Genomic DNA, 25,833 nt, shown 5'->3' with positions numbered 1-25,833 from the left:
CATTTGAGCAGCGTCGCGCCCCGCCCTGCCGACCAGGACCACCTGTGGTCGGTGGACGAACACCTGGAGGACATCCTCGCGACCGTCCGCCCCCTGGAGCCCATCGAGCTGCAACTGCTCGACGCCCAGGGCTGCGTGCTGGTCGAGGACGTCACCGTCCCGGTGTCCCTCCCGCCGTTCGACAACAGCTCCATGGACGGGTACGCGGTACGGGTCGCGGACGTGGCGGGCGCGAGCGAGGAGTTCCCGGCCGTCCTCGACGTCGTCGGGGACGTGGCCGCGGGCCAGGCCGAGCTGCTGCACGTCGGCCCCGGGCAGGCCGCCCGCATCATGACCGGCGCCCCGCTGCCGCCCGGCGCCGAGACCGTCGTCCCCGTCGAGTGGACCGACGGAGGCCTCGGTGAGGGCCCGGTCAGCGGGATGCGCGCCCGCAGCCTCGCCCCCGAGGGCGCCGAGGGGCACGTGCACGTGTACCGGCCCGCCGAGGCACGCGCCCATGTGCGCGCCCAGGGCAGCGACGTCCGGGCCGGCGACCGCGCCCTGGACGCCGGGACCGTCCTCGGCCCGCCCCAGATCGCCCTGCTCGCCGCCATCGGCCGCGGCACCGTACGCGTGCGCCCGCGCCCGCGCGTGGTCGTCATGTCCACCGGCAGCGAGCTCGTCCAGCCCGACGAGAGCCTCGGCACCGGCCAGATCTACGACTCCAACAGCTTCGCCCTCACCGCGGCCGCCCGGGACGCGGGTGCCATCGCCTACCGGGTGGGCGCCGTCGCCGACGACGCCGAGACCCTGCGCTCCACCATCGAGGACCAGCTCGTGCGCGCCGACCTCATGGTCACCACGGGCGGCGTCAGCGTCGGGGCGTACGACGTCGTCAAGGAGGCTCTGTCCTCGGTCGGCGACGAGGACGAGCCGGGGGCCGGCGTCGACTTCCGCAAGCTCGCCATGCAGCCCGGCAAGCCCCAGGGCTTCGGCTCCATCGGCCCCGACCACACCCCGCTGCTCGCCCTGCCCGGCAACCCGGTGTCGTCGTACGTCTCCTTCGAACTGTTCGTCCGCCCGGCGATCCGCACCCTCATGGGCCTCGACGACGTCCACCGCCCGCGCACCCGGGCCACCCTGACCGCGAGCAAGGCGCTGAGCTCCCCCAAGGGCCGCCGGCAGTTCCTGCGCGGCACCTACGCCGACGGGTCCGTGACCCCGGTCGGCGGCGCCGGGTCCCATCTGGTGGCCGCCCTCGCGCAGGCCGACGCGCTGATCGTCGTACCGGAGGACGTGCAGACCGTCGAGCCCGGCACCGAGGTCGAAGTGGTCCTGCTCGGCTGACCACCCCAGGTTGGCGGTACCGTGTCGCGCACAACAGGCCGGACCGGGAGCGCCGCACAACCATGAGTACGCAGGACCGACTGACGCACATCGACGAGGCGGGAGCCGCCCGCATGGTCGATGTCTCCGGCAAGGACGTCACCGCACGCACCGCGCGCGCGAGCGGGCGCGTGCTCGTCTCGCCCCGGGTGATCGAGCTGCTGCGCGGCGAGGGCGTCCCCAAGGGCGACGCCCTGGCCACCGCGCGGATCGCGGGCATCATGGGCGCCAAGCGCACCCCGGACCTCATCCCGCTGTGCCACCCGTTGTCGGTGTCGGGTGTGAAACTGGATCTGTCGGTCGCGGACGACGCCGTGGAGATCCTCGCCACCGTGAGGACCACGGACCGCACGGGTGTCGAGATGGAGGCCCTCACCGCGGTCTCCGTCGCCGCGCTCACCGTGATCGACATGGTCAAGGCGGTCGACAAGGGAGCGGTCATCACGGACGTACGGGTCGAGGAGAAGACGGGCGGCAAGTCGGGCGACTGGAGCCGGGCATGACATACCGGGCTCTTGTCGTGACCGCCTCCAACCGGGCCGCCGCCGGGGTCTACGAGGACAAGGGCGGCCCGCTGGTCGCCGACGGCCTGAAGCGCTTCGGTTTCGCGGTGGACGGCCCGCAGGTCGTCCCCGACGGCGACCCCGTGGAAGCCGCCCTGCGCGCGGGCGTGGAGGCGGCCTACGACGTGATCGTCACCACCGGCGGCACCGGCATCTCGCCCACCGACCGCACCCCCGAGGCCACCCGCGCGGTGATCGACCACGAGGTGCCGGGCATCGCGGAGGCCATCCGGGCGTTCGGACGGGACAAGGTGCCGACCGCCGCGCTCTCCCGGGGCCTGGCCGGGGTGGCGGGACGCACGCTGATCGTCAACCTGCCGGGTTCCAGTGGCGGGGTCAAGGACGGACTGGCGGTCCTGGAGCCCCTGTTGGTCCACGCCGTCGACCAGATCCGCGGCGGCGACCACCCCGGACCCGGTGCCGGCAGTGGGGGTGCGAGCTGAACAGCCCGTCATGGCCCGTCGTACTGGCGGACGGCGACGTCGTCCTGAGGCCGATAAAGATGCGCGACCAGCGGGTCTGGCGCGAGGTCAACCGGCGCAACCGGGACTGGCTGCGCCCCTGGGAGGCGACCATTCCGCCGCCCACCCCCAGCGGCCCGATCGCGCACCGGCCGACCTACCGTCAGATGGTCCGGCACCTGAGGTCCGAGGCGAACGCCGGGCGGATGCTGCCGTTCGTCATCGAGTACCGGGGCCAGTTGGTCGGGCAGTTGACGGTCGCCGGGATCACCTGGGGCTCGATGTGCTCGGGGCACGTCGGTTACTGGGTGGACCAGTCGGTGGCCGGGCGCGGCGTGATGCCGACCGCCGTGGCACTTGTCGTGGACCACTGTTTCCGCACGGTCGGTCTGCACCGCATCGAGGTCTGCATTCGCCCCGAGAACGTGCCGAGCCGACGGGTCGTGGAGAAACTCGGATTCCGCGAGGAGGGTCTGCGGCCGCGCTATCTCCACATCGACGGCGCCTGGCGGGACCATCTCGTGTTCGCGCTCACCGCGGAAGAGGTACCCGACGGGTTGCTCCGGCGCTGGCAGCGGGCACGCTCCCGCAGTACGCCCCACGACAATCCCGCATAGGCGTTCGCCGCACCAGGAATTGAATAAGTGTTCGAAAATGATCGGTGCATGACCGTCTCGGGGCATTGAATTCGCGACTGAGGCGGCCTGCTGATCGGATCGGTCACAAAAAAAGCTCGAAATATCAGCCAGATCGTGCGACACACCGGCGCAATTGGCAGATGGCCTCACGCAAACCCCTCTACCGTGTGAGGCGTGAGCAGCAGCGGCCTCATCTACGCAGTCATTGTCGGGGCCTGGGCCGCCTACTTGGTGCCGATGTGGCTCCGTAGGCAGGACGAGCTGAACGAGGCCCGTCCGACGGAACGCTTCAGCACCGCCATCCGGTTGCTGTCCGGACGGGCGGGCATGGAGCGTCGGTACGCCAGGGACCTGCGCGCGCGCTCCGCCGACGAGGGGGAGCACGACGCCGACGAACCGGATGTCGTCACCGAGTCGGTGGACGTCCGGGCCTTCGCCATGCCTCCGACCCGTCCGCAGACCCAGGCGACGGTCCAGCCGCCGGCATCCGAGCGCCGGGAGGCGACGCGCGAACCCGCGCGGGAAGCCGAGCGGGAAACAGGACACGGCGACCCGGCACGCGCGAAAACGAACGCCCCCGCGCCCGAACCCGGCGGCGCACCGACGCGCAAGCAGGCGCCCGCGTCCGCCGCCCGGCGCACGGCCGCCGCGGAAGCCGCCGCGGCACGCGCCCGGCGCACCAAGGTGCTCGCACGCCGACGGCGTACGACGGTGCTGCTCTTCCTCGCCTTCACCCTCGGCGCGATCGTCGCCGCCGTCGGAGGACTCGCCTTCCTGTGGGCGCCCGGCGTCCCCGCGGTGATGCTCAGCGCGTACATCGCCTACCTGCGCTCCCAGGAACGCCGCCGGTTCGCCTACCAGATGGACCGGCGCCGGGCCGAGGCCGCCGCCCAGCACCTGCGGGAGCGGGCCCGCCAGCCGCGCCGGCGCACCGCCGCGAGCACGGGCGCGGACACCGACGAACCGGACGAGGGACCAGGCACCGAGACCGACCCCGGCCTCTCCGCACTCGCCGCCGACCGGCGCGCCCTCGTCGAGCAGACCGACCACGCCGAGTGGGTCGACCAGCAGCGCGAGCGGCAGCGCAGGCCGGGACACGGGGAGAGCTGGGACCCCGTGCCGGTGCCGCTGCCCACCTACGTGACCGCGCCGGTCGCCCCGCGGGCCACCGCGGACGTGGACCTCGGCGCGCCGGACGCCTGGAGCTCGGCCCGGTCCAGTGCCGTGGCCCCCGAACAGTCCGGCCAGGACACGGCACCCGTCGCGGAGGACGGCGGAGCGGAGGACGGGTCCGCCGACGAGGAGGACAGGACCACGGCGGACGGTCGCACCGACGCCCGTCGCGCCGCCTCCGCCCGCCGGGCACGCGAGCGCGGCCGCACCCCGCTCTTCGACCAGTACGAGGTAGGCGACCGGCCGCGCGCGGCCAACGAGTGAGTCACCGCCCCGGAATCCCCGCGCCCTGACCAGCCCGGAACGGATTTCCAAGCACCCGGATGGGGATGCTAGAGTTTCACTCGTTGCAAGGGCCTGTGGCGCAGTCCGGTAGCGCACCTCGTTCGCATCGAGGGGGCCAGGGGTTCAAATCCCCTCAGGTCCACGCATCATGAAGACCCGCTCCTGATTCAGGAGCGGGTCTTCTGTCATGTGGGCGACCCACTCACAGCGCTTTCGCGAAGCAGCGGCTGTCCTCGTAGTGGCGGTAGTAGCCGAACTTCACGCAGGGCTCGTAGCCGCTCGACGTGTACAGGGCGATGGCCTCCGGCTGCTTGGTGCCGGTCTCCAGGACCATGCGGGTGCGGCCGGCCGCGCGGGCGTGGTCCTCCAGGGCGGCGAGGATGCGGCGGGCGAGACCGCGGCCGCGCATCTCCTCGATCACGTACATGCGCTTGAGCTCGGCGTCGCCGTCCAGGTTGCCCTCGCCGTTCGCGTCCTGGGCGCGCCAGCCGCCCGTGGCCACGGGGGCGTCCGTCTCGTCGTACGCGATCAGGTAGACGCCGTTCGGCGGCTCGAAGTCCTCCGGGGCCAGGACCGTGGCGTCGCCGCCGTCGCCGTAGCGGACGTGGTACTCGGCCTGTACCTCGTCGTTCAGCTTCACGGCGTCCGGGTGGTCGAAGGAGACCTGGCGTATGTGCATGTGCTTCCCCACAAATGATCAAATCCGCAAAAGGGTCTGGTCCAGTGTGCCGGTATCGTTCCCGGGTGCTCACTGTGACCTCCGCCAATGTGAACGGACTGCGCGCCGCCGCGAAGAAGGGCTTCGTGGAATGGCTCGCGGAGACCTCCGCCGACGTGCTCTGCCTCCAGGAGGTGCGCGCCGAGCCGGAGCAGCTGCCCGAGAGCGTCCGTGCCCCCGAGGGCTGGCACGTGGTGCACGCGCCGGCCGCCGCCAAGGGCCGCGCCGGTGTCTCCCTCTACACCCGCCGCGAGCCCGACCGGGTGCGGATCGGATTCGGCTCGGCCGAGTTCGACACCAGCGGGCGCTACGTCGAGGCCGACCTGCCCGGCGTCACCGTCGCCTCCCTCTACCTGCCCTCCGGCGAGGTCGGCACCGAGCGGCAGGACGAGAAGGTCCGCTTCATGGACGAGTTCCTCGTCCATCTGAAGGGACTGCGTGAGCGTGCCGCCGCCGACGGCCGCGAAGTCGTCGTCTGCGGCGACTGGAACATCGCCCACCAGCCGGCCGACCTCAAGAACTGGCGCGCCAACCAGAAGAGCTCCGGCTTCCTGCCGGAGGAGCGGGCCTGGCTGAGCCGGGTGTTCGACGAGTCCGACGGCGGCTACGTCGACGTCGTACGGTCCCTGCATCCGGACGCGGCGGGCCCGTACTCGTGGTGGTCCTACCGGGGGCGGGCGTTCGACAACGATTCCGGATGGAGGATCGACCTCGCCGTCGCGACGCCGGGCCTTGCGGGCAAGGCGATCAAGGGGTTCGTGGAGCGGGCCGCCAGCCATGAGGAGCGGTGGTCGGACCATGCTCCCGTGACGGTCGTCTTCGACATGTGACATGCGGCCCGGATGGGGTGGGAGCACCTCAGCCGGACCGCCGACAGGCCGTCAGCCGGTCTGTCGCACGTGCTTCCGCTGCCCGAGAGTGAAGGTCAACCTGGACACATCCGGTCCTGCGTAGCGTGCGGGGCCACCTCCGGGGCGGCCCTTCGCGACGGTGACGCGGACGCCTTGGACCAGGAGACGCTCGCGGGACGCGTCGTTCTCGCCCGTCATCCGGCAGTACTCGTCGAGCACGTACGCTTCGAGCCAGTCCGACCGCATGGCAGCGGCGGCCGGGCAGTCCTCGCCTCGTGCGGTCGCGCGGCAGACGTAGTCGCCATAGGCATAGCCCTTACGGGCGGCGAAGTACATGCGGCCGTCGCAGCCGGTGCAGTGCGCGATGCCGGTGAGCAGTGCGGCGGTCCGCCTTCTCGGGCGGCGCGTGCCGTTGGAACGCGCGAGGAGGGCTTTCTGCGATGGCCCATGAGGGAAGGGCTTCGCAACACCTTGGAGAGGGTGCCCGAGGTCCAGCGGAAGCGTTCGAAGTCCCGTCCGTGGTGACGGCCGCCCATCGGGCGGCCTTGCATCTGGGCATGGCGGTCGCGTGGCACCGGCACCCCGGATGCGTTCAACTCGCGGGCGATGGCGATCAGTGAGGCTCCGGCGTGGACTTTCTTCGTGATCATGCGAATGAGTTCGGCGGTGCCGAGGTCAGGAGTCAGGCACCATCCGCTGCCGGAAGGGTGCGGCGCCCGGCGCCCCTTGGTAAGCCGGTTCGAGATGGTGCGGGATTCCTGTTCGGCGTCGCGAGCCAGTTCCACGCATCGCTGGATCGTGGAGCCGTCAGCCCAGGGCGTGACAACAAGAGGGGGAGCGGATTGCGGCATTCCGAAGACGAGCGTTCTGCCGTGCTGCCGTCCCCAGGCGACCAACTCCGTCAAGTGCGCCACGGAACGCACCGCGCGATCCACGTGCGCCCATACGACGGCTTCGTATTCGTAAGGTCGGCTCAGCCATGAGGAGAGAGACGGCCGTTCGAACGGCGATGTCACGAGTGCGGATACGCCGAAGTCCGACGCTTCGGCGACGAGAGCCAGGCCGAGACGCTGGGCACAATCGTGAATGGTGGACCGCTGCCGCTCGGGCGAAGTCGTCGCGGTGGTGAGGTGACTGAGGCGTACGGCGGCGAGGGCCCTGACGGGTTGACCGGAAGGGAGAGGTCCTGGTTGGAGACTACGCTGGGGCATGTCGGCGCTCCTGGAGAGTGTCGGCCGTACCCCGGGGCTGGTCGCACAGCCGCCGGGGCCTTTTCGATCTCACTCTCGGAGTACGAACCGGGTTTCGTCCGCTACAGATCGCAAAGTGCTCCGATCGAGTGAACTCGCCAGGTTCCTAGTCCCGCTTCCGCAGCCGTCGGTCCAGCGCCAGGCTGAGTTCCGCCTCCACCACGCTGCGGGCCAGGGGGCGCAGGCGGTGGAGGTCGGGTTCGGCGGCGTGGCGCAGGACCAGGTCGGCGAACATCTCCGCGAGGTCGTCCACGTGTTCGCGGACGCGGGCGCCGGCGGCCAGGACCTCGCCCAGCGGGATGCCCTCGCGGACCAGTTCGGAGGAGACGTCCAGGAGGCGGCGGCTGATGTGGACGATCTCGTCGCCGTCGGTGCCGAGGTAGCCGAGGTCGAGGGCGGCCGCGAGGTTCTCCGCGGTGACCTCGCCCTCGAAGCGGGCCGCCAGTTCCTCGGGGGTGAGGCGGACCGGTTCTTCCTCCGTCGGTGTGACGCCCAGGACGTCGGCGACGTCGCGGCCGTGGTCGAGGGCCTCGGCCAGTTCCGCGATGCCGGTGAGGGTGTGGCCGCGCTCCAGGAGGGCGGCGATCGTGCGCAGGCGGGCCAGGTGGTGGTCGTCGTACCAGGCGATGCGGCCCTCGCGGCGCGGGGGCGGGATGAGTTTGCGTTCGCGGTAGAAGCGCAGGGTGCGCACTGTGATGCCGGCCAGTCGGGCCAGTTCCTCCATGCGGTACTCGCGCTTGTCCGTCACGACCGCAGCCTATGTTGTACCGCCGGTAACTTTCCTTCTTCCGACCCCTACCCATCGGTACGGAGCTGTTCTACATTCCCATTGCGCCAGTGTTCACTGGCAGAGTCGGGCAGGGAAGGCATCGGCATGGCCGAACACGAGCATGTGCGGGTGGCGGTGGTCGGGTCCGGGTTCGGGGGACTGGGGGCCGCCGTACGGCTGCGGCGCGAGGGAGTCACCGACTTCGTCGTGCTGGAGCGGGCCGACAGTGTGGGTGGTACGTGGCGGGACAACAGCTATCCGGGGTGCGCCTGTGACGTGCCGTCCCATCTGTACTCGTTCTCCTTCGCACCCCACCCCGACTGGCCCCGCACCTTCTCGGGGCAGGAGCACATCCGCGCCTATCTGGAGCACGTGACGGACGTCTTCCGGCTCCGCCCGCACATCCGCCTCAACTCCGAGGTCAAGCGGATGACCTGGGACGGCGAGAAGCTGCGGTGGGACATCGAGACCACCAGTGGCAGGCTCTCCGCCGACCTCGTCGTCTCCGCCACCGGGCCGCTCTCCGATCCGAAGATCCCCGACATCCCGGGGCTGGAGTCCTTCCCGGGCAGGGTTTTCCACTCCGCCCGCTGGGACCACGACTACGACCTGCGCGGCAAGCGGGTCGCCATGGTGGGGACGGGGGCCTCGGCCATCCAGATCGTCCCGGCCATCCAGCCGCTGGCGCGGAACGTCACGCTGTTCCAGCGCACCCCGCCCTGGGTGATGCCCCGCATGGACCGGGCGATCAGCGGCGCCGAGCGCTGGCTGCACCGGCGGCTCCCCTTCACCACCCAGGTCCGGCGCGGACTGCTGTGGGGCATCAGGGAGTTGCAGGTGCAGGCGTTCACCAAGCACCCCAACGAACTGGGTGCCGTGGAGCAGTTGGCCAAGCGGAACATGGCCCGGGCCATCAAGGACCCGGCGCTGCGCGCCAAGCTCACCCCCGACTACCGCATCGGCTGCAAGCGGATCCTGCTGAGCAGCACGTACTACCCGGCGCTCGCCCAGCCCAACGTGGACGTGGTCGCGAGCGGGCTCAGCCGCGTCGAGGGGTCGACGCTCGTCGCCGCCGACGGCACCGAGGCGCAGGTCGACGCGATCGTGTTCGGTACGGGCTTCCATGTCACCGACATGCCGATCGCGGACCGGGTCGTCGGTGCGGACGGGCGGACGCTCGCCGAGGCGTGGAAGGGCGGGATGGAGGCGCTGCGGGGTGCCTCCGCCGCCGGTTTCCCCAACTGGATGACCATCATCGGGCCCAACACGGGGCTCGGGAACTCCTCGATGATCCTCATGATCGAGTCCCAGCTCAACTACCTGGCCGACTACGTACGGCAGCTGGACGTCCTCGGCGGCCGCGTGGCCCTCGACGCCCGCCCCTCCGCCGTGCGGGCCTGGAACCACCGGGTGCAGGAGCGCATGAAGCGCACGGTGTGGAACACCGGTGGCTGCACGAGCTGGTACCTGGACGCGAACGGCCGCAACACCACGGTCTGGCCCGGTACGACGACCGAGTTCCGGCGGGCGACCCGGCGGGTGGACCTCGCCGAGTACGAGGTGCTGCGGCCCGTCGGGAAGGACGGCCGCGGCGCGGTCGAGAGCGAGAGCGCGGAGGCCGCCGTATGAGCCGCACGGCACATGTCGTCTCCGGGCCGTACGCCCCGCCCGCCCCGGCGCGCGAGCTCACCGTGTTCTCCGCCGACGGCGCCCGCCTGCACGTGGAGCTGCACGGTCCCGAGGGCGCGCCGCCGGTCGTGCTCGCCCACGGCTGGACCTGCTCGACCGCCTTCTGGGCCGCGCAGATCCGTGAACTCGCCGTGGACCACCGGGTCGTCGCCTACGACCAGCGCGGCCACGGACGCAGTCCGGCGAGCCCGTCGTGCAGTGCGGAGGGGCTCGCCGACGACCTCGAAGCCGTGCTGGAGGCGACCCTCGCCCCCGGTGAGAAGGCGGTGATCGTCGGTCACTCCATGGGCGGGATGACGGTGATGGCGGCGGCGGAACGAGCCGGGTTCCGGGGGCACGCGGCGGCCGTCCTGCTGTGCAGCACCGGGTCGTCGCGGCTGGTCGCCCAGTCCACCGTCGTACCGATCCGGGCCGGGCGGCTGCGCACCTGGCTGACCCGGCACGTCCTCGGGGCGCGGGCGCCGCTCGGGCCGGTCACGCCGCTCGCCCTGAGGATTCTCAAGTACGGGACGATGGGCCCCGGTTCGGCCCCGCACATGGTGGAGGCCTGCGCCCGGATCGTGCACGCCTGTCCGCGCAAGGTGCGCTACGCCTGGTCGCAGGTCCTCGATCTGCTCGACCTGGACCACGGGGTACGGCAGCTCACCGTGCCCACGGCCGTCGTGGTGGGGACGGCCGACCGGCTCACCCCGCCCGTGCACGCACACCGGTTGGCCGCCGCGCTGCCGCAGTGCCTCGGGGTCACCGAACTGCCCGGTGCCGGCCACATGACACCCATCGAGGCTCCCGAGCCGGTCAACGCGCTGATCCGGGAACTCGTCACCACGTACGTCCAGGTCAAGGAGGGCGCATGAGCAGGGTCGGACTCGAAGGACAGGTCGCGGTCGTCACGGGGGCGGCACGGGGCGTGGGCGAACTGCTCGCCCGCAAGCTGTCGGCGCGCGGGGCGAAGGTCGCGCTGGTCGGCCTCGAACCGGACGCGCTCAAGCAGCTCTCCGAGCGGCTGCACGGCGACAGCGACCACTGGTACGCCGACGTGACCGACCACGAGGCGATGGCCCGGGTGGCGGCGGAGGTGAAGGAGCGGTTCGGGAAGGTCGACATCGTGGTCGCCAACGCCGGGGTGGCCACCGGTGGGCCCTTCGTGGACTCCGACCCGGAGGCGTGGCGGCGGGTGATCGAGGTCAACCTCATCGGGTCGGCCGTCACCGCGCGGGCCTTCCTGCCGGTGCTGATGGAGAGCCGTGGCTATCTGCTCCAGATCGCCTCCCTCGCCGCGGTCACCCCGGCGCCGATGATGACGGCGTACTGCGCGTCCAAGTCCGGTGTGGAGGCGTTCGCGCACAGTCTGCGGGCCGAGGTCGGGCACAAGGGCGTGCGGGTCGGGGTCGGTTACCTGTCGTGGACCGACACCGACATGGTGCGCGGGGCCGACCAGGACGACGTCATGCGGGAGCTCAGGCAGCGGCTGCCGTGGCCGGCCAACAAGACCTATCCGCTGGGGCCGGCCGTCGAGCGGATCGTGGCCGGGATCCAGCGGCGGTCGAGCCATGTGTACGGCCAGGGCTGGCTGCGCGGGATGCAGGGGGTGCGCGGGTACCTGCCGGGGCTCATCGGGACCGTCGGGCAGCGGGAGATGCGGCGGTTCGGGCAGCGGCTGGAAGGCATGAAAGTGGGGCTCGTCGGTGCAGGTGGGGCGGCGGACGAGGAGGCGCGCGCTACGCACCGTAGTTGATCGAAATGCGTTCTCTGTCCGGCCGTGTGAATCTGGTCGAGGCCCCGGCCAGGGGCTCTTCCCCTCACCCCCACGGGAGTGAACCCACATGGGTATGAAGGACCAGTTCCAGGACAAGACCGAGCAGTGGCAGCAGCAGGCCAAGCAGAAGGCCCAGGAGGGCCGGGAGCAGGCCCAGCGCGGTCGCCGCGGCGAGCAGGACGAGCGCATGCGGGACGAGGAGTCCGAGCGACTGCGTCGCGAGGAGCAGGAGCGGCTGGACCCCGACTACGACATGTAGTCACTGCTTGAAGTGCGGGGTGCCCTCCGGTTTTCGGAGGGCACCCCGCAGCTCTGCGTTCGGCTTCTCAGGTTCTCGGCGGCAACTTGGGCCTCGACCGGTCGGGTACGTTCCGGTAGTCCGGGGGCGTGGCCGGCGGGTTCGTCTCCAGCAGGCTCAGCGCCAGCGTCACCGCGTCGTCGAGCTGGGCGTGCCGGCCCTCCGCCCAGTCCAGCGGGGTGCGCAGGATCTCCAGGTCGGGGGTGACGCCCTGGTTCTCGATCGACCAGCCGTACGCGTCGAACCAGGCCGCGTTCATCGGGACCGTGATCACCGTGCCGTCGCCGAGCTGGTGGCGCCCGGTCATGCCGACCACTCCGCCCCAGGTGCGCTGGCCCACCACCGGCCCCAGTTGCAGGAGTTTGAAGGCCGCCGTGATCATGTCGCCGTCCGAGGAGGTCGCCTCGTCGGCGAGCGCGACGACCGGTCCGCGGGGGGCGTTGGAGGCGTACGACACCGGCTGGGCGTTCCTCGTCAGGTCCCAGCCGAGGATCGTGCGGGTCAGTTTCTCCACCACCAGCTCGCTGATGTGGCCGCCCGCGTTGCCGCGCACGTCGACGATGAGGGCGGGCCGGGAGACCTCCATGCGCAGGTCCCGGTTGAACTGGGCCCAGCCCGAGCCGCCCATGTCGGGGATGTGCAGATAGCCGCAGCGTCCGCCGCTCAACTCCCGTACGACAGCGCGGCGTTTGGCGACCCAGTCCTGGTAGCGCAGGGGGCGCTCGTCGACCAGCGGGACCACTGCGACCCGGCGGGCCCGGCCCTCGCCGTCGGCCGGGGTGAAGGTCAGCTCCACCGTCGTACCGCCCGCCGCCGCGAGCAGCGGATACGGGCCCGCGACCGGGTCGACCGGGCGGCCGTCGACATGGGTGAGGACCGCGCCCTCGCGGATGCCCGTGCCGGCCAGCGGGGAGCGGGCCTTGGAGTCCGAGGAGTCGCCGGGCAGGATCCGCCGGACCGTCCAGCCGCCGTCCCTGAGGGTGAAGTTGGCGCCCAGCAGGCCCTGGCGGCGCTGGTAGTGCGGGGGGCCCTCGTTGCGGCGGGCGGCGGTGACGTAGGCGTGGGAGGTGCCCAGTTCGCCGAGGACCTCGCGCAGCAGGTCGGCGAACTCGTCGGGGGAGGCGACGCGTTCGAGCAGCGGGCGGTACTGGTCGAGCACCGCGTCCCAGTCGATGCCGCACATCCCCGGGTCCCAGAAGTACGACCGGATCAGCCGGCCCGCCTCCTCGTACGACTGGCGCCACTCGGCCGCCGGGTCGACCTCGTGGAGGATGCGGCGCAGGTCGATCCAGACGGTCGAGTCGCTGTCGCCGGACTCGGTGGCGGGGGTGGCGCGCAGATCGCCCTCGTCCACCACGACCAGCCGGGAGCCGTCGCCGCTGACCGCGAACCAGTCCAGGTGCTCGACCAGTTCGGACTTCTTCGCCTTGCTGATGGCGAAGTGTTCGAGGGTGGGGCGCTCGGAGGTGTCGTCCGGGTTGACGAAGGTCTCGCCGAGGGCGCCCGAGATCGGCCAGCGCAGCCAGACCAGACCGCCGCCCGCGACCGGGTGCAGCGCCGAGTACTTGGAGGCGGGGACCGGGAAGGGCGTCACCCGGCTCTCCAGCCCCTCGAGTTCGACGGTCACCGCGCCGCCGTCGCCGCTCTCGCCGCCGGTGTCCTCGACCGGGTCCAGGCCGCCGGCGGCCGGGCGGCCCTCCGGGTTCAGGGCGAAGGGGGAGGGGGTGGCCGAGGACAGCGGGACCAGGTAGGGGCGGCAGCCCAGCGGGAAGGACAGGTCGCCGGTGTGGACGTCGTACACCGGGTCGAAGCCCCGCCAGGAGAGGAAGGCGAGGTAGCGGCCGTCCCGGGTGAAGACGGGGTTCTCGTCCTCGAAGCGGCCGTTGGTGACGTCCACGACCAGCCGGTCCTTGATGCGGGCCATCTTGATCTGGCGCAGGGAGCGGCCGATGCCGGGGTGCGACCAGGTCAGCCAGCAGCCGTCGGGGGAGAAGGCGAGGTCGCGGACGGGGCCGTTGACGGAGCGGATCAACTCGGTGACCTCCCCGTCGGAGTCCTCCGTGCCCGCGGTGTCAGCCGCGCTGTCGGGCACGGTCAGGAGCAGCAGGCGTCCGTCGTGCGCGGCGACGGCCAGCCGCTCGCCCCTCGGGTCGGAGACCAGTTCCAGGACCCGGCCCAGTTCACCGGAGGCCAGCCGGCGGGGCTCGCGGTCGCCGGTCGCCCGGGGCAGGTAGGCGATCTCGACGGCGTCCTCGCCCTCCGCGTCCGTCACATAGGCGACCCGGCCGGCGGAGCCGAGCATCTCCGGGAGCCGTACGCGTACGCCCGGGGTGTCGGTGAGGGTGCGGGCCGGGCCGTCCCGGTGGGTCAGCCAGTACAGGCTGCCGCGGACGACGACGGCGCTCGCGCGGCCCGTCTCGTCGACCGAGATGCCGTCCACGTGCTGGGCGGCTGGCACCTGGTAGGGGCGGCGTCCGGCCCGTGGCCCGCTCAGCCGTACGTCGAGCCTGCGGGGCTCGGAGGTGAGGTCGTCGACGATCCACAGGTCGCCGCCGCACTGGTACACCACGCGGGTGCCGTCGCTGGCGGCGTGCCGGGCGTAGAAGGCGTCGTGGTCGGTGTGGCGGCGCAGGCCGGAGCCGTCGGGGGCGCAGGAGTACAGGTTGCCGACGCCCTCGTGGTCGGAGAGGAAGGCGATCCGGTCGCCGACGAACATGGGGGAGTGGAGGTGGCCGCCGAGGTCGGGCAGCAGGCGTTCGCCGTGCAGCCAGAGGCGGCCCATTGCGCCGCCCCGGTAGCGCTTCCAGGCGGCCGGTTCGTGCGGCGGGGTGCCGGTGAGCAGGAGGGTCCTGCGGTCGGCGACCTGGATGTCGGAGACCGGGCCCCAGGGGAGCTTGTGGCCGGGGGAGCCGTCGGTGGGGACCTTGTACGCCCAGGTGAAGTAGGAGAAGGGCTCGCCGTGGGAGGCGACGGCGAGGATCTCGCCCGTCGGGGTCCAGCCGGTGACCTGGGTGTCCGTGGAGCCCCAGTAGGTGAGCCGGCGGCCCGGTCCGCCGTCCACCTCGCACAGGTGGATCTCGGGCACGAGACTGCGCCAGCTCGTGTACGCGATGTGGCGGCCGTCGGGCGAGAAGCGCGGATGGCCGACCTTGGTGCGGTCGACGGTCAGACGCCAGGCGCGGCCCGGGCCGTCGAGGGGGGCCAGCCAGAGGTCGTCCTCGGCCACGAAGCACAACAGGTCGCCGCTCAGATGCGGTAGGCGCAGATAGCTCACCTCCTCATGCTTTTCCGGGGGATGGACCGGAGCAACTTGTGAAAAACCGGTCGCCGCCGAGCTGTGCCGGCCCGGGGTGACCCACCACACGAACGAAACCGTTTCGTTTCGTTGGCGGATGCGCTACATTCGTGTCGTACGAAACAGTGTCGTTCCACGTACCGGAGCGGGAAGGGTGAGTGACATGACCGAGGTCTCGACCGCGCGTCGCAGCCGCATCACCCCCGAGCGCGAGGCCGAGCTGTACGAGGCCGTGCTCGAACTGCTCCGTGAGGTCGGCTACGACGCACTCACCATGGACGCGGTCGCCGCTCGCACCCGCTCCAGCAAGGCCACGCTCTACCGCCAGTGGGGCGGCAAGGCCGAACTGGTCGCGAAGGCGGTGCGGCACAGCAAGCCGGGCGGTATCGGTCTCGACGAGATCGACACCGGGTCGCTCAAGGGCGACCTGCACGCGCTCACCATGCGCTCGGACGACTGCACGATGGAGCAGAACTCCGCCCTCATGCGGGGTCTGGCCATGGCGGTCCACGGCAACCCGGATCTGCTGAAGGCGTTCCGCGAACATCTCGTCGAACCCGAGATGGCGGAGTTCCGCAGGCTGGTCCAGCGGGCGATCGACCGGGGCGAGGTAAGCCCCGACAACCCGGCGATCGAGTTCATGATGCACATGATGCTCGGCGGGTTCGCCGCCCGCACCATGATCGACGAGCTGCCGCCGACCCAGAACTTCCTGCTTTCGTACATCGACGCCGTGGTCCTCCCCGCCCTCGGTGTCGCGACCGGCTGATCCCCGGTCTCCCCAGCAAGCCCTCCACCTGACGTAACCGCTCACGTCGTCGGGCTGATCACCCCTGCCCTGAAGACCCCACGACCTGACCGGGAGTTCGCCCTCGTGGCCTCTTTCCTCTACAGACTCGGCCGGCTCGCCTTCCGGCGACGGCACTTCGTCGCCCTCCTGTGGGTGGCCCTGCTGACGCTCGCCGGCCTCGGCGCGGTCAACGCGCCCGCCGCCGGATCGACCTCCTTCTCCATACCGGGCACCGAGGCGCAGAAGGCCTTCGACCTGCTGGAACAGCGTTTCCCCGGGGCCAGTGCCGACGGCGCGACCGGGCGCATGGTCTTCAAGGCGCCCGAGGGCGAGAAGATGACCGACGCCGCCCACAGGGCCACCGTCGCGAAGACCGTCAAGGAACTCGGCGACGGCTCCGAGGTCGTCTCCGTCACCGACCCGTTCACGACGAACGCGGTCAGCAGGGACGGCACGGTCGCCTACGCGTCGGTGCGCTACGACGCCCCGGCCATGGAGCTCGAGGACGCGACCCGCAAGGCCCTGGAGAAGGCCGCCGACGACGCCCGCGACACCGGGCTGACCGTCGACGTCGGCGGTGACGCGCTCCAGGCCCGGACCGAAGCGGGCGCCGCCGGTGAGGCCGTCGGCCTCGCCCTCGCCGCGGTCGTCCTGGTCATCACCCTGGGCTCGCTGATCGCGGCCGGACTGCCGCTGCTGACGGCGGTCGTCGGCGTCGGGATCGGCGTCTCCACCATCGCCGTCCTCGCCAAGGCGCTGGACCTCGGCGACACCACCTCCACGCTCGCGGGGATGATCGGCCTCGCGGTCGGCATCGACTACGCGCTGTTCATCGTCTCCCGCTACCGCGCCGAGCTGGCCGAGGGCCGCGACCGCGAGGAGGCGGTGGGCCGGGCCACCGGCACCGCGGGTTCCGCGGTGGTCTTCGCGGGCCTCACCGTCGTGATCGCGCTCGCCGGTCTCTCGGTCGTCAACGTGCCGATGCTGACCAAGATGGGTCTCGCCGCGGCCGGCACCGTGGTGATCGCCGTCCTCATCGCGCTCACCATGATCCCGGCGCTGCTCGGGTACGCGGGCCGCAGGATCCGCCCGGCGGGCCAGAAGCGCGGGACCTCCCCCGGCAAGGCGGTGAAGCCCAACCTCGGCACCCGCTGGGCGAGCTTCGTGATCCGCCGCCCCGCCGCCGTGCTGCTGCTCGGCGTGCTCGGGCTCGGCGCCGTCGCGCTGCCGGTCAGCCAGTTGGAACTGGGCCTGCCCGACGACGGTTCGCAGTCGACGTCCACGACCCAGCGCCGCGCCTACGACCTGCTCTCGGAGGGCTTCGGTCCCGGCTTCAACGGGCCCCTGATGATCGTGGTCGACGCCAAGGACAGCGCCGACCCGAAGGCCGCGGCCGCCACGGTCACCGACGGCATCAAGGACCTCGAGGACGTCGTCACGGTCACCCCGGCGACCTTCAACAAGGCCGGCGACACCGCGACCGTCACCGTCATCCCGGCCTCCAAGCCGTCCTCGACGCAGACCGAGGACCTGGTGCACGCCATCCGGGACGACGTCGCCTCCAAGGCCGACGCGGACGTCCTGGTCACCGGCTCCACCGCGATGAACATCGACTTCTCGCAGAAGCTCGCGGACGCCCTCGTCCCGTACCTGGCCCTGGTGGTCGGTCTCGCCTTCCTCCTGCTGATCGTGGTGTTCCGCTCGATCCTCGTCCCGCTGAAGGCGGCCCTCGGCTTCCTGCTGTCGGTGCTCGCCGCGCTCGGAGCCGTCGTCGCGGTCTTCCAGTGGGGCTGGCTCGGCGGAGTGCTCGGCGTCGAGGAGACCGGACCGATCATGTCGATGATGCCGATCTTCATGGTCGGCGTGGTCTTCGGTCTTGCGATGGACTACGAGGTCTTCCTCGTGACCCGCATGCGCGAGGCGTACGTCCACGGCGAGTCCCCGAGCCAGGCCGTCGTGACCGGGTTCAAGCACAGCGCCCGGGTCGTGGTCGCCGCCGCCGTCATCATGATGGCCGTCTTCGGAGGCTTCATCAGCTCCGGCGAGTCGATGATCAAGATGATCGGCTTCGGTCTCGCGATCGCCGTCTTCTTCGACGCGTTCGTCGTCCGCATGGCGATCGTCCCCGCGGTCCTGGCCCTGCTCGGCCGCCGCGCCTGGTGGCTGCCGAAGTGGCTGGACCGCGCGCTGCCCGACGTCGACGTCGAGGGCGAGGGACTGCGCACGCGGGCCGACAAGGACACGGATCCCGACGAGGACCGGGAGCTGGTCCGCGTCTGACACCCGGCCGAAGAGCGGGACGAGCCGGTGAGGGGGCTCCCCTCACCGGCTCTCCGTTGCCGTGGACCGGCCGAGATACGTGACCGGCCCGGCATCCGGTACGGCGATCGCGTGGAAGCCGAGACGGTCGTAGAAGGCACGGGCGGGCCTGTTGGCGGTCACCATGCACAGGTGTACGGCGGCCACGCCCCGCTCGTGCAGCGCGCGGAACAGGGTCGTCATGAGCGCCCGCCCGTACCCGCGCCCCTGCCACGCCGGCAGCAGGTCGATGTGCAAGTGGGCCGGGTAGTCGGCGACTTCGGGCACCACCATCCGCTCCGGGCGGTGCAGCAGCGCGACGATCTCCTCGTCCGGGGTGCGCGGCGGGCCGCTGGGCTCCGGATAGCGGTCGGCCACGAGCGGCAGCCACCGCTCGCGGTACTCCGCGACGAACCGGGGCGTGTCGGCGGTCCCCACGACATAGCCGATGGCCGCTCCCGTCCCGTCGTCCAGGACGAAGGCGAGTTCCGGTTCTAGATGGGCGTACGGCGCCGCGAAGGCCGCGGGGAAGACACCGGGGTCGGTGTAGTACGGCCGGCTGTCCCCGCCCTCGTGTGCGGTGCGGACGCAGATCTCGTCGAGGGCGGCACGGTCCCGGGGGTCGTAGGGGCGTATCACGGGAGTCGAGGTCATCGCAGCATCCTGCCCCACGGGAGGGGGGAACGGCCCCGCAAACCCGCTCGCGTGGCCCGTACACCCACCGCTAGCGTGGCGGGCATGACGACCGCCGACGCCGCCCACCCCCGTTTCGCCGAGGCCCTGCGGGAGCTGGGACTCGACGAACTGAACGAGAAGATCCGCCGGTTCCCGGACGCCACCCGCACCGCCGCCGAGGCGGCCGCAGCCGTCGGCTGCGAGCTGAGCCAGATCTGCAAGTCCCTGATCTTCGCGGCGGACGGGGTGCCGGTACTGGTGCTGATGGACGGCTCCTCCCGGGTCGACGTCGAACTCGTCCGGCGTGAACTCGGCGTCGACCAGGTGACCCGGGCCAGGGCCGACGTCGTACGGGAGACCACCGGCTACGCCATCGGGGGCGTGCCGCCCTTCGGGCACCGGACCCGGACCCGGGTGCTGGCCGACCGGTCGCTGCTCGACCACGACCTGGTCTGGGCCGCGGCCGGCGATCCGCACGCCGTGTTCCCCATCGCGCCCAAGGACCTGGTGGCCCACGCGGGCGCCACCCTCGTGGACGTCCGCGAGCGCCGGGCGTGACCCCGCTCGTCACGGCGGCCGTCCTGCTCGCCGCCGTCACGCACGCCAGTTGGAACGCCATCGCGCACCGGATCACCGACAAACTGGTCGCGTTCACGCTGATCTCCGGCGGCGGAGTGCTCATCGGGCTGGCGATGATCCCGTTCACCGCGGCCCCGGCGGCCGGGGCCTGGCCGTACCTGCTCGCCTCGTCCGCCGTCCACATCGCCTACTACGCCCTGCTGATGAAGTCCTTCCGGCTCGGGGACTTCGGGCAGGCCTATCCGATCGCGCGCGGCACCGCGCCCCTCGTGGTGACCGTGCTCGCCGCCCTGTTCGCGCACGAGGTGCCCGACGGATGGGCGGCCGCCGGAATCGCCCTGTCCTGCGCGGGACTCACCGGGGTCGCCCTGTGGGGCCTGCGCGGCCGGCGCCCCGACTGGGCGGCGATCGGGGCGGCGCTGGCGACCGGACTGGCCATCGCCGTGTACACCGTCGTCGACGGGCTCGGAGTGCGCGCCTCCGGCTCCCCCGTCGGGTACATCGCCTGGCTGATGGCGGTGCAGGGCGTGGTGATCCCGGCGTACACCCTCTACCGGTGGCGCGGTGGATTCGCCGCCGCCCTGCGGCCGTTCGCCGGTCTGGGGCTCCTCGGGGCCGCCCTGTCCGTGGCCGCGTACGGGCTCGTCCTGTGGGCCCAGACCAGGGCGGAGCTCGCGCCGGTCGCCGCGCTGCGGGAGTCCTCGATCATCGTGGGCGCGGCCATCGGCGCGGTGTTCTTCAAGGAGCGGTTCGGGGCGCCGAGGATCGCGGCGGCCGGGCTGCTCGTGGTGGGCATCGGGCTGATGCTGCACACCGGTTAGCGGGCCCCTTCCGGGGAGTTCTCCCAAGCGCTCCCCAAGTGCTGCCCAACGCCGGTTCTCCGATTGCCGTTCTTGCCCATGCCTTGACGGTTCGTTCCACGGGCGTTCAGCCGGCCGTCCGTGGCGGGGGTGTGTGTCGTCCCTAGGGTCCCTGCGGACTTCGGAAGAAGGGGACCCATGGACACACTCCACGCAGTCCGGGCCCGCGGGATCACCAAGTGCTTCGGTGACGTCGTGGCGCTCGACGGCGTCGACCTCGATGTGACGCACGGTCGGATCCACGGCCTGGTCGGCCCGAACGGGGCCGGGAAGACCACCCTGCTCGGGCTGTTGCTGGGTCTCGCCGTCGCCGACGCGGGCCGCCTGGAGGTCCTGGGGACGCCGGTCGGGCGGGCCTTCACCGCTCCCGACGGGGTCGCCGGGTTCGTGGACGGGCCCGGCCTGTACCCCTCGCTCACCGCCCGGCAGAACCTGGCCGCGCTGGCCGGACTCCGCGGCCGGGACGCGCGTACCGCCGACGTCGACGACGTGCTCGACCAGGTCGGGCTCACCGACGTCGCCGACGACAAGGCGCGCGGTTTCTCCCTCGGCATGCGCCAGCGGCTCGGGCTCGCCGCCGCGTTGCTGACCCGGCCGCGCCTGCTGGTCCTCGACGAACCGTCCAACGGCCTCGATCCGGCCGGGAAGCGGCATGTGCACGGCGTGCTGAACCGGCTCGCCGCGGACGGCACGAGCGTCGTGGTCTCCAGCCACCGGATGGACGACCTGGAGGCGATGTGCTCCGAGGTCACCATCCTCGCCGTGGGACGGGTCGTGTTCTCCGGGCCGCTCGGCAAGCTGGCCGCCGAGAGCCGTGAACTCGACTACCGGGTACGGACGTCCGACCCGCAGGCCGCGCGGCGGCTGGCCGACGGCACGGACGGGGTCCGGGTCGTCGACGACGGCGGCCCACCGCAGGACACCGGACCGCTCGTCGTGCGCGCGCCGGTCCCCGCCCTCGACGACCTGGTGGTGCGGCTCGTGACGGCGGGTGTCGCGGTGCGTGAACTCGCCCCCGTGGTCTCGCCCCTGGAGGCCGCGTTCCTGGCCCTGACCGAGGACGGGGGCACGAGCCGATGACGACCACCACCGACACCGTCACCGCGGCCCCCGCCCCCGCGCGCCCGGTCCCCCTCTCGCGCGGCTACCGCTTCGAACTCGTCAAGCTCGTCGCCCAGTGGCGCGTGCGCCTCCTCGTCCTCGCCTGCTGGATCGCGCCGGGGCTCTTCGTCGCCGGGGTGGCGCAGCAGAGCACGCTGCCCTCCGACACCCTCTTCGGCCGCTGGATGCACGCCACCGGCTGGGCCGGACCGCTGGTGATCCTCGGTTTCGCGGGCACCTGGGCGCTGCCGCTGCTGACCTCGATGGTCGCCGGTGACGTGTTCGCCGTCGAGGACCGGCTCGGCACCTGGCGGCACCTGCTGGTCGCGGTCCGCTCACCGCGGCGGATCTTCGCGGCGAAGGTGCTGGCCAGTGTCACCGTGATCCTGCTGCTCGTGGCCGGCCTGGCCTGTTCCGCGACGGTCGGCGGCCTCGCGTCCGTCGGCAACCACCCGCTCGTCGGCCTCGACGGCCATCCGCTGGCCCCGTCCGACGCCGCCGTGCGGGTCCTGCTGGCCTGGGTCGCGGCCCTCGCGCCCACCCTGGCCCTCGCCGCGATCGGCCTGCTCGGGTCGGTGGCCCTCGGCCGGTCACCGACGGGGCTGCTGCTGCCGGCGCTCGTCGCGCTCGGCATGCAGATCGCCCAGATGCTGCCGCTGCCCGTGGCCGTACGCCTCGCCCTGCCCGGTTACGCCTTCGTCTCCTGGAACGGCCTGTTCACCGACCCGGTCCAGCTCGCCCCGCTCCTGACCGGCGTCGCGGTCAGCCTGGCGTGGGCCGTGCTCGCCACCGCACTCGCTCAAGTCCTCTTCCTCCGACGGGACTTCACCCAGCTCGCACACGACGGGGGCGGGCGCCGCGCGTTCACCGTGGGCGTGCTGCCGCTGGCCGGACTGACCGCTCTCAGCATCGCGCTGATCACCGTCACGACCGACTCGACGGGCATCACCCAGACCAAGGTCCAGCGGTCCCTCGCCACGGCCTTCGCCCACCTCTACCGCGTGCAGACCGGGCAACTGCACCGCCCCGCCGTCACCGAGGCGCAGCTCAGGGCCTCGGCCGCGTGCACCAAGAGCGACGGCCGGGCCGCCCAGCAGGGGGCGGGCAACGACTGGCGGTGCGTCGTGACCTGGCACCTGCCCGGCGTACCGGTGACCGGGACGGCCGTGTACCAGCTCGACGTCGGATCGGACGGGCGGTTCGTCGCCGACGGCGACGGCCCGAAGGAAGTGAACGGCTACTTCCTGGTGCGGACCCCCACCGGGGACGCCCCCAACCCGCTGTGGCAGTTCGACGGCAACGTCGAGCTGCTGGACACCACTTCGAAGGGATAGTCCCATGCAGGTAACTCGGCAGCGCTGCGGCGCCGCGAGAGCCACGCGACTCAGCCGCCGGGCCACGCTGGTGACGGTCGGTATCGCCGTCGCCCTCGGCGTCACCGGCACCGCGGTCGCCGCCACCCACCAGTTCGGCACCCGGCGGGTCGCGGAGAACACCGCCAGGGGCGAGGTCATCTCCAGCGACCAGTTCCTCAAGCCGTACGGCAGCCGGACCGTCATCGATGACGGCAAGATCATGTCGTCCACGGTGAGCCCGGACGGCACCCACCTCGCGGCCGCGGTCACCGACGGCGACGCCGCACTGGTGATCATGGACTTGGCGACCGGGCAGGTGAAGCAGAAGATCGGCGCCAACGCGGCGGACGACCTGCGCATCAGCAGCGCCGCCGTCGGCCAGGAGGGCCCCGCCTACTCGCCCGACGGCAAGCAGCTCTGGCTGGGGCAGGCCGGTGGCTACACCCGGTTCACCGTCCGGGCGGACGGCACCCTCGCCGACCCGACGGCCGTCCCCGTCCCGGCCGTCGGCACCCAGCAGGCCCTCGTCGGCGCCGCGGTGTTCTCGGCCGACGGCTCCACCGTGTACGCCGCGGTCAACGGCCAGAACCGGGTCGTCGCCCTCGACGCCACCACCGGCGCCCTCCGGCGGAGCTGGGCCGTCGGCATCGCCCCGCGCGGAGTGGCTCTGGTCGACGGCAAGCTGTACGTCAGCAACGAGGGCGGCCGCCCGGCCAGGCCCGGCGAGACCACGATGAACTCCTACGGCACCCAGGTGCCCGCGAACCCCGACACCGGTGCCACCACCACCGGCACGGTCAGCGTCATCGACACCCGCGCGGACACGGCCGTCCGGACCGTCGACGTGGGTCTGCACCCGACGGCCGTGTACGCGAGCAAGGGCACGGTGTTCGTCACCGACACCGCCGACAACACCGTCTCGGTCATCGACACCCGCAAGGACGAGGTCGTCCAGACCATCGCCACCCAGCCCTGGCCCGAGGCGAAGGTCGGCTACGAGCCCGACGCGGTCACCCTCACCGACGACGGCCACCTGCTGGTGACGCTGGGCCGCGCGAACGCCGTGGCCGTGTACCGCTACAAGTCCGCGCAGGACCCGGCGAGTTACGTCGGCCTGCTCCCGACCGACTACTTCCCCGCCGAGATCACCACCGTCGGCCGGAAGGTCGTCGTCTCCAACACCCGGGGCATCGACGCCCGCCGCCCCACCACCGCCTCCGGACACGGCACCCACGACACCACGTCGAGCCTGACCGAGTTCACGCTGCCGAGCGACCGCGTGATCAGGTCCCGGACGGCCGAGGTCTTCCGGCAGAACGGCTGGACACCCGGCTCGGTCACCACCGCCAAGGGCACGAGCCACGCCAGGCCGGTGCCGGTCCCCACCCGCCTCGGTGACCCCTCGACGATCAAGCACGTCTTCCTGCTCGTCAAGGAGAACCGCACCTACGACCAGGTCCTCGGCGACCTCCCGCAGGGCGACGGCGACCCCGCGCTCACCACCTTCGGCACCAACGTCACGCCCAACCAGCACGCGCTGGCCCAGCAGTTCGGCCTCTACGACAACTTCTACGACATCGGCACCAACTCCGCCGAGGGCCACAACTGGCTGATGCAGTCGGACAACCCGGAGTACACCGAGTCCTCCGCCGGTGAGTACACCCGCAGCTACGACACCGAGAACGACGTCCTGGGCCACCAGAAGTCCGGGTTCATCTGGACCGGCGCACAGGCCGCCGGCAGGTCGGTCAAGGACTTCGGCGAGTTCCAGTCCACCGAGTCCAAGCCGGCCGGCGCCACCTGGCAGAACCTGTACTGCGACGCAAGGACCATGGCGGCGACCGGGGCGCGGACCCAGTACCCCATCAGGACCGGCTCGGCGATCCCCTTGCTCAACGAGGTCTCCGTGCAGGGCTTCCCGATGTTCGACCTCGACGTCCCCGACGTCTACAAGGAGCAGGTCTGGAAGCAGGACTTCGAGAAGAACGGCCCCGCGAACCTGAACATGTTCTGGTTCTCCAACGACCACACCGGCGGCCCCGCCAACGCGTCCGCCGCGGTCGCCGACAACGACCTCGCGGTGGGCCGGATGGTCGACGAGATCTCCCACAGCCGGTACTGGAAGGACTCCGCGATCTTCGTCGTCGAGGACGACTCCCAGAACGGCCTCGACCACGTGGACGGCCACCGCGCCCCGGTCCAGGTCATCAGCCCCTACGCCCAGCACGGCACCGTCGACAGCCACTACTACACGCAGATCACGATGATCCGGACCATCGAGCAGATCCTCGGGATCCACCCGATGAACCAGAAGGACAGCGCGGCCACCCCGATGTACGGGGCGTTCACGAAGAAGGCGGACAGCACCCCGTTCACCGCGGTCCCCAACCGCACCTCGCTCACCCTCGGCGTGAGCCCCGCCCCCTCCTGCGGCGCCGACACCCCGGCCGCCCAGGACACCGACGCGGCGCCCGCGCCGACCTCCGCCGCGGTGCCCAGGGCGCAGCAGGGGCTCGCGGCGCAGTGGCGGACCTGGGCCTCGCACCAGCGCCTGACCGGCCCGCACGCCGTGCCGGACTACGCCAACGCCGAGCAGATGAACCGCTACACGTGGTACCAGACGCACGACTGGACCAAGCCCTACCCCGGCGACCGGAAGGTCTTCGCGCCGAACGACGTGCCGGGTGCCTACCTCCCCTCGGCGGAGTCCGACGGCTGAGCCGGCCCGTGCATCGGGGTGCCGGAAGGAGCACTCTGGAAGCAGAGGTTTCCGGAGGTGACCGTCATGACGCACACCGCTGTGGGATGGCACGTCGAGCTGGAGTTCCGGGAGGACGAACGGCACACGGAGGCGGCCGCAATGGTCCGGCTGCCCGACGGGACCGAGATACGGGCGCACGGACACGCCAGCCGCCATCGCAGCGACCCGAACCAGCCGCGGGTCGGTGAGGAGGTGGCGGGGGCACGGGCGCTGAACGAACTCGCGATGCAGCTGCTGACCAAGGCGCACGACGAGATCGACGAGGTGTCCGGGCGGACGTCCCACTCGATCAACGTGTAGGCG

Annotated in this window: 23 protein-coding genes, 1 tRNA gene and 1 pseudogene; 19 read left to right on the top strand and 6 right to left on the bottom strand. The window is 71.7% G+C overall.

Annotated features, from left to right (window positions below):
* Positions 1-3: 3 nt before the first annotated feature.
* From glp to ACIQJT_RS36640, 6 genes are all read left to right on the top strand, one after another.
* Positions 4-1,326 (top strand): gephyrin-like molybdotransferase Glp, encoded by a 1,323-nt coding sequence (gene glp / locus ACIQJT_RS36665; RefSeq protein ID WP_365451960.1) that lies wholly within the window; start codon positions 4-6, stop codon positions 1,324-1,326.
* Between the two features lie 62 nt (positions 1,327-1,388).
* The gene (moaC, locus tag ACIQJT_RS36660; protein ID WP_365451958.1) at positions 1,389-1,868 is read left to right on the top strand and encodes a cyclic pyranopterin monophosphate synthase MoaC; all 480 of its coding nucleotides are present in this window, start codon (positions 1,389-1,391) and stop codon (positions 1,866-1,868) included.
* Positions 1,865-2,371 carry a molybdenum cofactor biosynthesis protein B gene (locus ACIQJT_RS36655; protein WP_402650014.1) on the top strand — a complete coding sequence of 169 codons (507 nt, stop codon included), beginning with the start codon at positions 1,865-1,867 and terminating at the stop codon, positions 2,369-2,371. Before moaC ends, ACIQJT_RS36655 begins: the two co-directional genes overlap by 4 nt.
* Positions 2,368-3,006 carry a GNAT family N-acetyltransferase gene (locus ACIQJT_RS36650; RefSeq protein ID WP_078960150.1) on the top strand — a complete coding sequence of 213 codons (639 nt, stop codon included), beginning with the start codon at positions 2,368-2,370 and terminating at the stop codon, positions 3,004-3,006. The genes ACIQJT_RS36655 and ACIQJT_RS36650 overlap by 4 nt, the downstream gene beginning before the upstream one ends.
* Positions 3,007-3,201: 195 nt before the next feature.
* A complete protein-coding gene (gene glpR, locus ACIQJT_RS36645) occupies positions 3,202-4,464 on the top strand; it encodes a gephyrin-like molybdotransferase receptor GlpR (protein ID WP_402650013.1) in 1,263 nt (420 codons plus the stop codon).
* Positions 4,465-4,553: 89 nt separating this feature from the next.
* Positions 4,554-4,627: transfer RNA gene (locus ACIQJT_RS36640), tRNA-Ala, on the top strand.
* 60 nt (positions 4,628-4,687) lie between these two features.
* Here ACIQJT_RS36640 and ACIQJT_RS36635 read toward each other — a convergent pair.
* Positions 4,688-5,164: a GNAT family N-acetyltransferase gene (locus tag ACIQJT_RS36635; RefSeq protein WP_365451952.1), complete on the bottom strand. Its 477-nt coding sequence runs from the start codon at positions 5,162-5,164 to the stop codon at positions 4,688-4,690.
* Between the two features lie 65 nt (positions 5,165-5,229).
* On the opposite strand from ACIQJT_RS36635, the gene ACIQJT_RS36630 reads away from it, so the two are divergent.
* Positions 5,230-6,033 carry an exodeoxyribonuclease III gene (locus ACIQJT_RS36630; RefSeq protein ID WP_402650012.1) on the top strand — a complete coding sequence of 268 codons (804 nt, stop codon included), beginning with the start codon at positions 5,230-5,232 and terminating at the stop codon, positions 6,031-6,033.
* 51 nt (positions 6,034-6,084) lie between these two features.
* Here the strand turns inward: ACIQJT_RS36630 and ACIQJT_RS36625 are convergent, their stop codons facing one another.
* From ACIQJT_RS36625 to ACIQJT_RS36615, 3 genes and pseudogenes are all read right to left on the bottom strand, one after another.
* The gene (locus ACIQJT_RS36625) at positions 6,085-6,420 is read right to left on the bottom strand and encodes a recombinase zinc beta ribbon domain-containing protein (protein ID WP_402650023.1); all 336 of its coding nucleotides are present in this window, start codon (positions 6,418-6,420) and stop codon (positions 6,085-6,087) included.
* 122 nt (positions 6,421-6,542) lie between these two features.
* A pseudogene (locus ACIQJT_RS36620) lies at positions 6,543-7,265 on the bottom strand (recombinase family protein); the annotation flags it as partial.
* A gap of 145 nt (positions 7,266-7,410) precedes the next feature.
* Positions 7,411-8,052, bottom strand: coding sequence for a MerR family transcriptional regulator (locus tag ACIQJT_RS36615; protein WP_365451948.1), 642 nt, complete (start codon positions 8,050-8,052; stop codon positions 7,411-7,413).
* Positions 8,053-8,178: 126 nt separating this feature from the next.
* Here ACIQJT_RS36615 and ACIQJT_RS36610 point away from each other — a divergent pair, with 126 nt between their 5' ends.
* From ACIQJT_RS36610 to ACIQJT_RS36595, 4 genes are all read left to right on the top strand, one after another.
* Complete coding sequence (locus ACIQJT_RS36610; RefSeq protein ID WP_365451946.1) at positions 8,179-9,702, top strand: NAD(P)/FAD-dependent oxidoreductase; 1,524 nt, start codon at positions 8,179-8,181, stop codon at positions 9,700-9,702.
* Entirely contained in the window at positions 9,699-10,616 is a 918-nt protein-coding gene (locus ACIQJT_RS36605; RefSeq protein WP_365451944.1) for an alpha/beta hydrolase, read from the top strand. Before ACIQJT_RS36610 ends, ACIQJT_RS36605 begins: the two co-directional genes overlap by 4 nt.
* Positions 10,613-11,497 carry an SDR family oxidoreductase gene (locus ACIQJT_RS36600; RefSeq protein ID WP_365451942.1) on the top strand — a complete coding sequence of 295 codons (885 nt, stop codon included), beginning with the start codon at positions 10,613-10,615 and terminating at the stop codon, positions 11,495-11,497. Before ACIQJT_RS36605 ends, ACIQJT_RS36600 begins: the two co-directional genes overlap by 4 nt.
* A gap of 88 nt (positions 11,498-11,585) precedes the next feature.
* Complete coding sequence (locus ACIQJT_RS36595; RefSeq protein WP_053852473.1) at positions 11,586-11,777, top strand: hypothetical protein; 192 nt, start codon at positions 11,586-11,588, stop codon at positions 11,775-11,777.
* Positions 11,778-11,844: 67 nt separating this feature from the next.
* Here ACIQJT_RS36595 and ACIQJT_RS36590 read toward each other — a convergent pair whose 3' ends face one another.
* Positions 11,845-15,090, bottom strand: a complete 3,246-nt coding sequence (locus tag ACIQJT_RS36590; RefSeq protein ID WP_402650011.1) for a S41 family peptidase — start codon at positions 15,088-15,090, stop codon at positions 11,845-11,847.
* 184 nt (positions 15,091-15,274) lie between these two features.
* Here ACIQJT_RS36590 and ACIQJT_RS36585 point away from each other — a divergent pair, with 184 nt between their 5' ends.
* Together ACIQJT_RS36585 and ACIQJT_RS36580 are read left to right on the top strand one after the other, a co-directional pair.
* Positions 15,275-15,880 (top strand): TetR/AcrR family transcriptional regulator, encoded by a 606-nt coding sequence (locus tag ACIQJT_RS36585; protein WP_365451936.1) that lies wholly within the window; start codon positions 15,275-15,277, stop codon positions 15,878-15,880.
* A 105-nt stretch (positions 15,881-15,985) separates the two neighbouring features.
* A complete protein-coding gene (locus ACIQJT_RS36580) occupies positions 15,986-18,181 on the top strand; it encodes an MMPL family transporter (RefSeq protein WP_402650010.1) in 2,196 nt (731 codons plus the stop codon).
* 42 nt (positions 18,182-18,223) lie between these two features.
* Here ACIQJT_RS36580 and ACIQJT_RS36575 read toward each other — a convergent pair whose 3' ends face one another.
* Entirely contained in the window at positions 18,224-18,853 is a 630-nt protein-coding gene (locus ACIQJT_RS36575) for a GNAT family N-acetyltransferase (protein ID WP_402650009.1), read from the bottom strand.
* Between the two features lie 84 nt (positions 18,854-18,937).
* Between ACIQJT_RS36575 and ACIQJT_RS36570 the strand changes: the two genes are divergently transcribed.
* The 6 genes from ACIQJT_RS36570 to ACIQJT_RS36545 all read left to right on the top strand — a co-directional run bounded on the left by ACIQJT_RS36570 (position 18,938) and on the right by ACIQJT_RS36545 (position 25,830).
* Positions 18,938-19,432 carry a YbaK/EbsC family protein gene (locus ACIQJT_RS36570; protein ID WP_402650008.1) on the top strand — a complete coding sequence of 165 codons (495 nt, stop codon included), beginning with the start codon at positions 18,938-18,940 and terminating at the stop codon, positions 19,430-19,432.
* On the top strand, positions 19,429-20,274 hold the full coding sequence (locus ACIQJT_RS36565) for an EamA family transporter (protein WP_402650007.1): 846 nt from the start codon (positions 19,429-19,431) through the stop codon (positions 20,272-20,274). Before ACIQJT_RS36570 ends, ACIQJT_RS36565 begins: the two co-directional genes overlap by 4 nt.
* Positions 20,275-20,451: 177 nt before the next feature.
* Positions 20,452-21,393 (top strand): ABC transporter ATP-binding protein, encoded by a 942-nt coding sequence (locus ACIQJT_RS36560; protein ID WP_402650006.1) that lies wholly within the window; start codon positions 20,452-20,454, stop codon positions 21,391-21,393.
* A complete protein-coding gene (locus ACIQJT_RS36555) occupies positions 21,390-22,748 on the top strand; it encodes an ABC transporter permease (protein ID WP_402650005.1) in 1,359 nt (452 codons plus the stop codon). Before ACIQJT_RS36560 ends, ACIQJT_RS36555 begins: the two co-directional genes overlap by 4 nt.
* Positions 22,749-22,752: 4 nt before the next feature.
* Entirely contained in the window at positions 22,753-25,488 is a 2,736-nt protein-coding gene (locus ACIQJT_RS36550) for an alkaline phosphatase family protein (protein WP_402650004.1), read from the top strand.
* A 66-nt stretch (positions 25,489-25,554) separates the two neighbouring features.
* Positions 25,555-25,830: a DUF1876 domain-containing protein gene (locus tag ACIQJT_RS36545; protein WP_365451920.1), complete on the top strand. Its 276-nt coding sequence runs from the start codon at positions 25,555-25,557 to the stop codon at positions 25,828-25,830.
* Positions 25,831-25,833: the final 3 nt, after the last annotated feature.

Source organism: Streptomyces sp. NPDC091972, from assembly GCF_044756385.1.
Taxonomy (GTDB): domain Bacteria; phylum Actinomycetota; class Actinomycetes; order Streptomycetales; family Streptomycetaceae; genus Streptomyces.
Note: the sequence above shows the minus strand (reverse complement) of the source record. Positions and strands in the feature narration are given on the sequence as shown.

What these genes read in the sequence shown, in the direction of transcription:
- ACIQJT_RS36555 (WP_402650005.1), top strand. Translation starts at nt 21,390, where the DNA reads ATGACGACCACCACCGACACCGTCACCGCGGCCCCCGCCCCCGCGCGC.
- ACIQJT_RS36605 (WP_365451944.1), top strand. Translation starts at nt 9,699, where the DNA reads ATGAGCCGCACGGCACATGTCGTCTCCGGGCCGTACGCCCCGCCCGCC.
- ACIQJT_RS36595 (WP_053852473.1), top strand. Translation starts at nt 11,586, where the DNA reads ATGGGTATGAAGGACCAGTTCCAGGACAAGACCGAGCAGTGGCAGCAG.
- ACIQJT_RS36570 (WP_402650008.1), top strand. Translation starts at nt 18,938, where the DNA reads ATGACGACCGCCGACGCCGCCCACCCCCGTTTCGCCGAGGCCCTGCGG.
- ACIQJT_RS36545 (WP_365451920.1), top strand. Translation starts at nt 25,555, where the DNA reads ATGACGCACACCGCTGTGGGATGGCACGTCGAGCTGGAGTTCCGGGAG.
- moaC (WP_365451958.1), top strand. Translation starts at nt 1,389, where the DNA reads ATGAGTACGCAGGACCGACTGACGCACATCGACGAGGCGGGAGCCGCC.
- ACIQJT_RS36655 (WP_402650014.1), top strand. Translation starts at nt 1,865, where the DNA reads ATGACATACCGGGCTCTTGTCGTGACCGCCTCCAACCGGGCCGCCGCC.
- ACIQJT_RS36600 (WP_365451942.1), top strand. Translation starts at nt 10,613, where the DNA reads ATGAGCAGGGTCGGACTCGAAGGACAGGTCGCGGTCGTCACGGGGGCG.
- ACIQJT_RS36575 (WP_402650009.1), bottom strand. Translation starts at nt 18,853, where the DNA reads ATGACCTCGACTCCCGTGATACGCCCCTACGACCCCCGGGACCGTGCC.
- ACIQJT_RS36610 (WP_365451946.1), top strand. Translation starts at nt 8,179, where the DNA reads ATGGCCGAACACGAGCATGTGCGGGTGGCGGTGGTCGGGTCCGGGTTC.
- ACIQJT_RS36585 (WP_365451936.1), top strand. Translation starts at nt 15,275, where the DNA reads ATGACCGAGGTCTCGACCGCGCGTCGCAGCCGCATCACCCCCGAGCGC.
- ACIQJT_RS36635 (WP_365451952.1), bottom strand. Translation starts at nt 5,164, where the DNA reads ATGCACATACGCCAGGTCTCCTTCGACCACCCGGACGCCGTGAAGCTG.
- ACIQJT_RS36550 (WP_402650004.1), top strand. Translation starts at nt 22,753, where the DNA reads ATGCAGGTAACTCGGCAGCGCTGCGGCGCCGCGAGAGCCACGCGACTC.
- ACIQJT_RS36560 (WP_402650006.1), top strand. Translation starts at nt 20,452, where the DNA reads ATGGACACACTCCACGCAGTCCGGGCCCGCGGGATCACCAAGTGCTTC.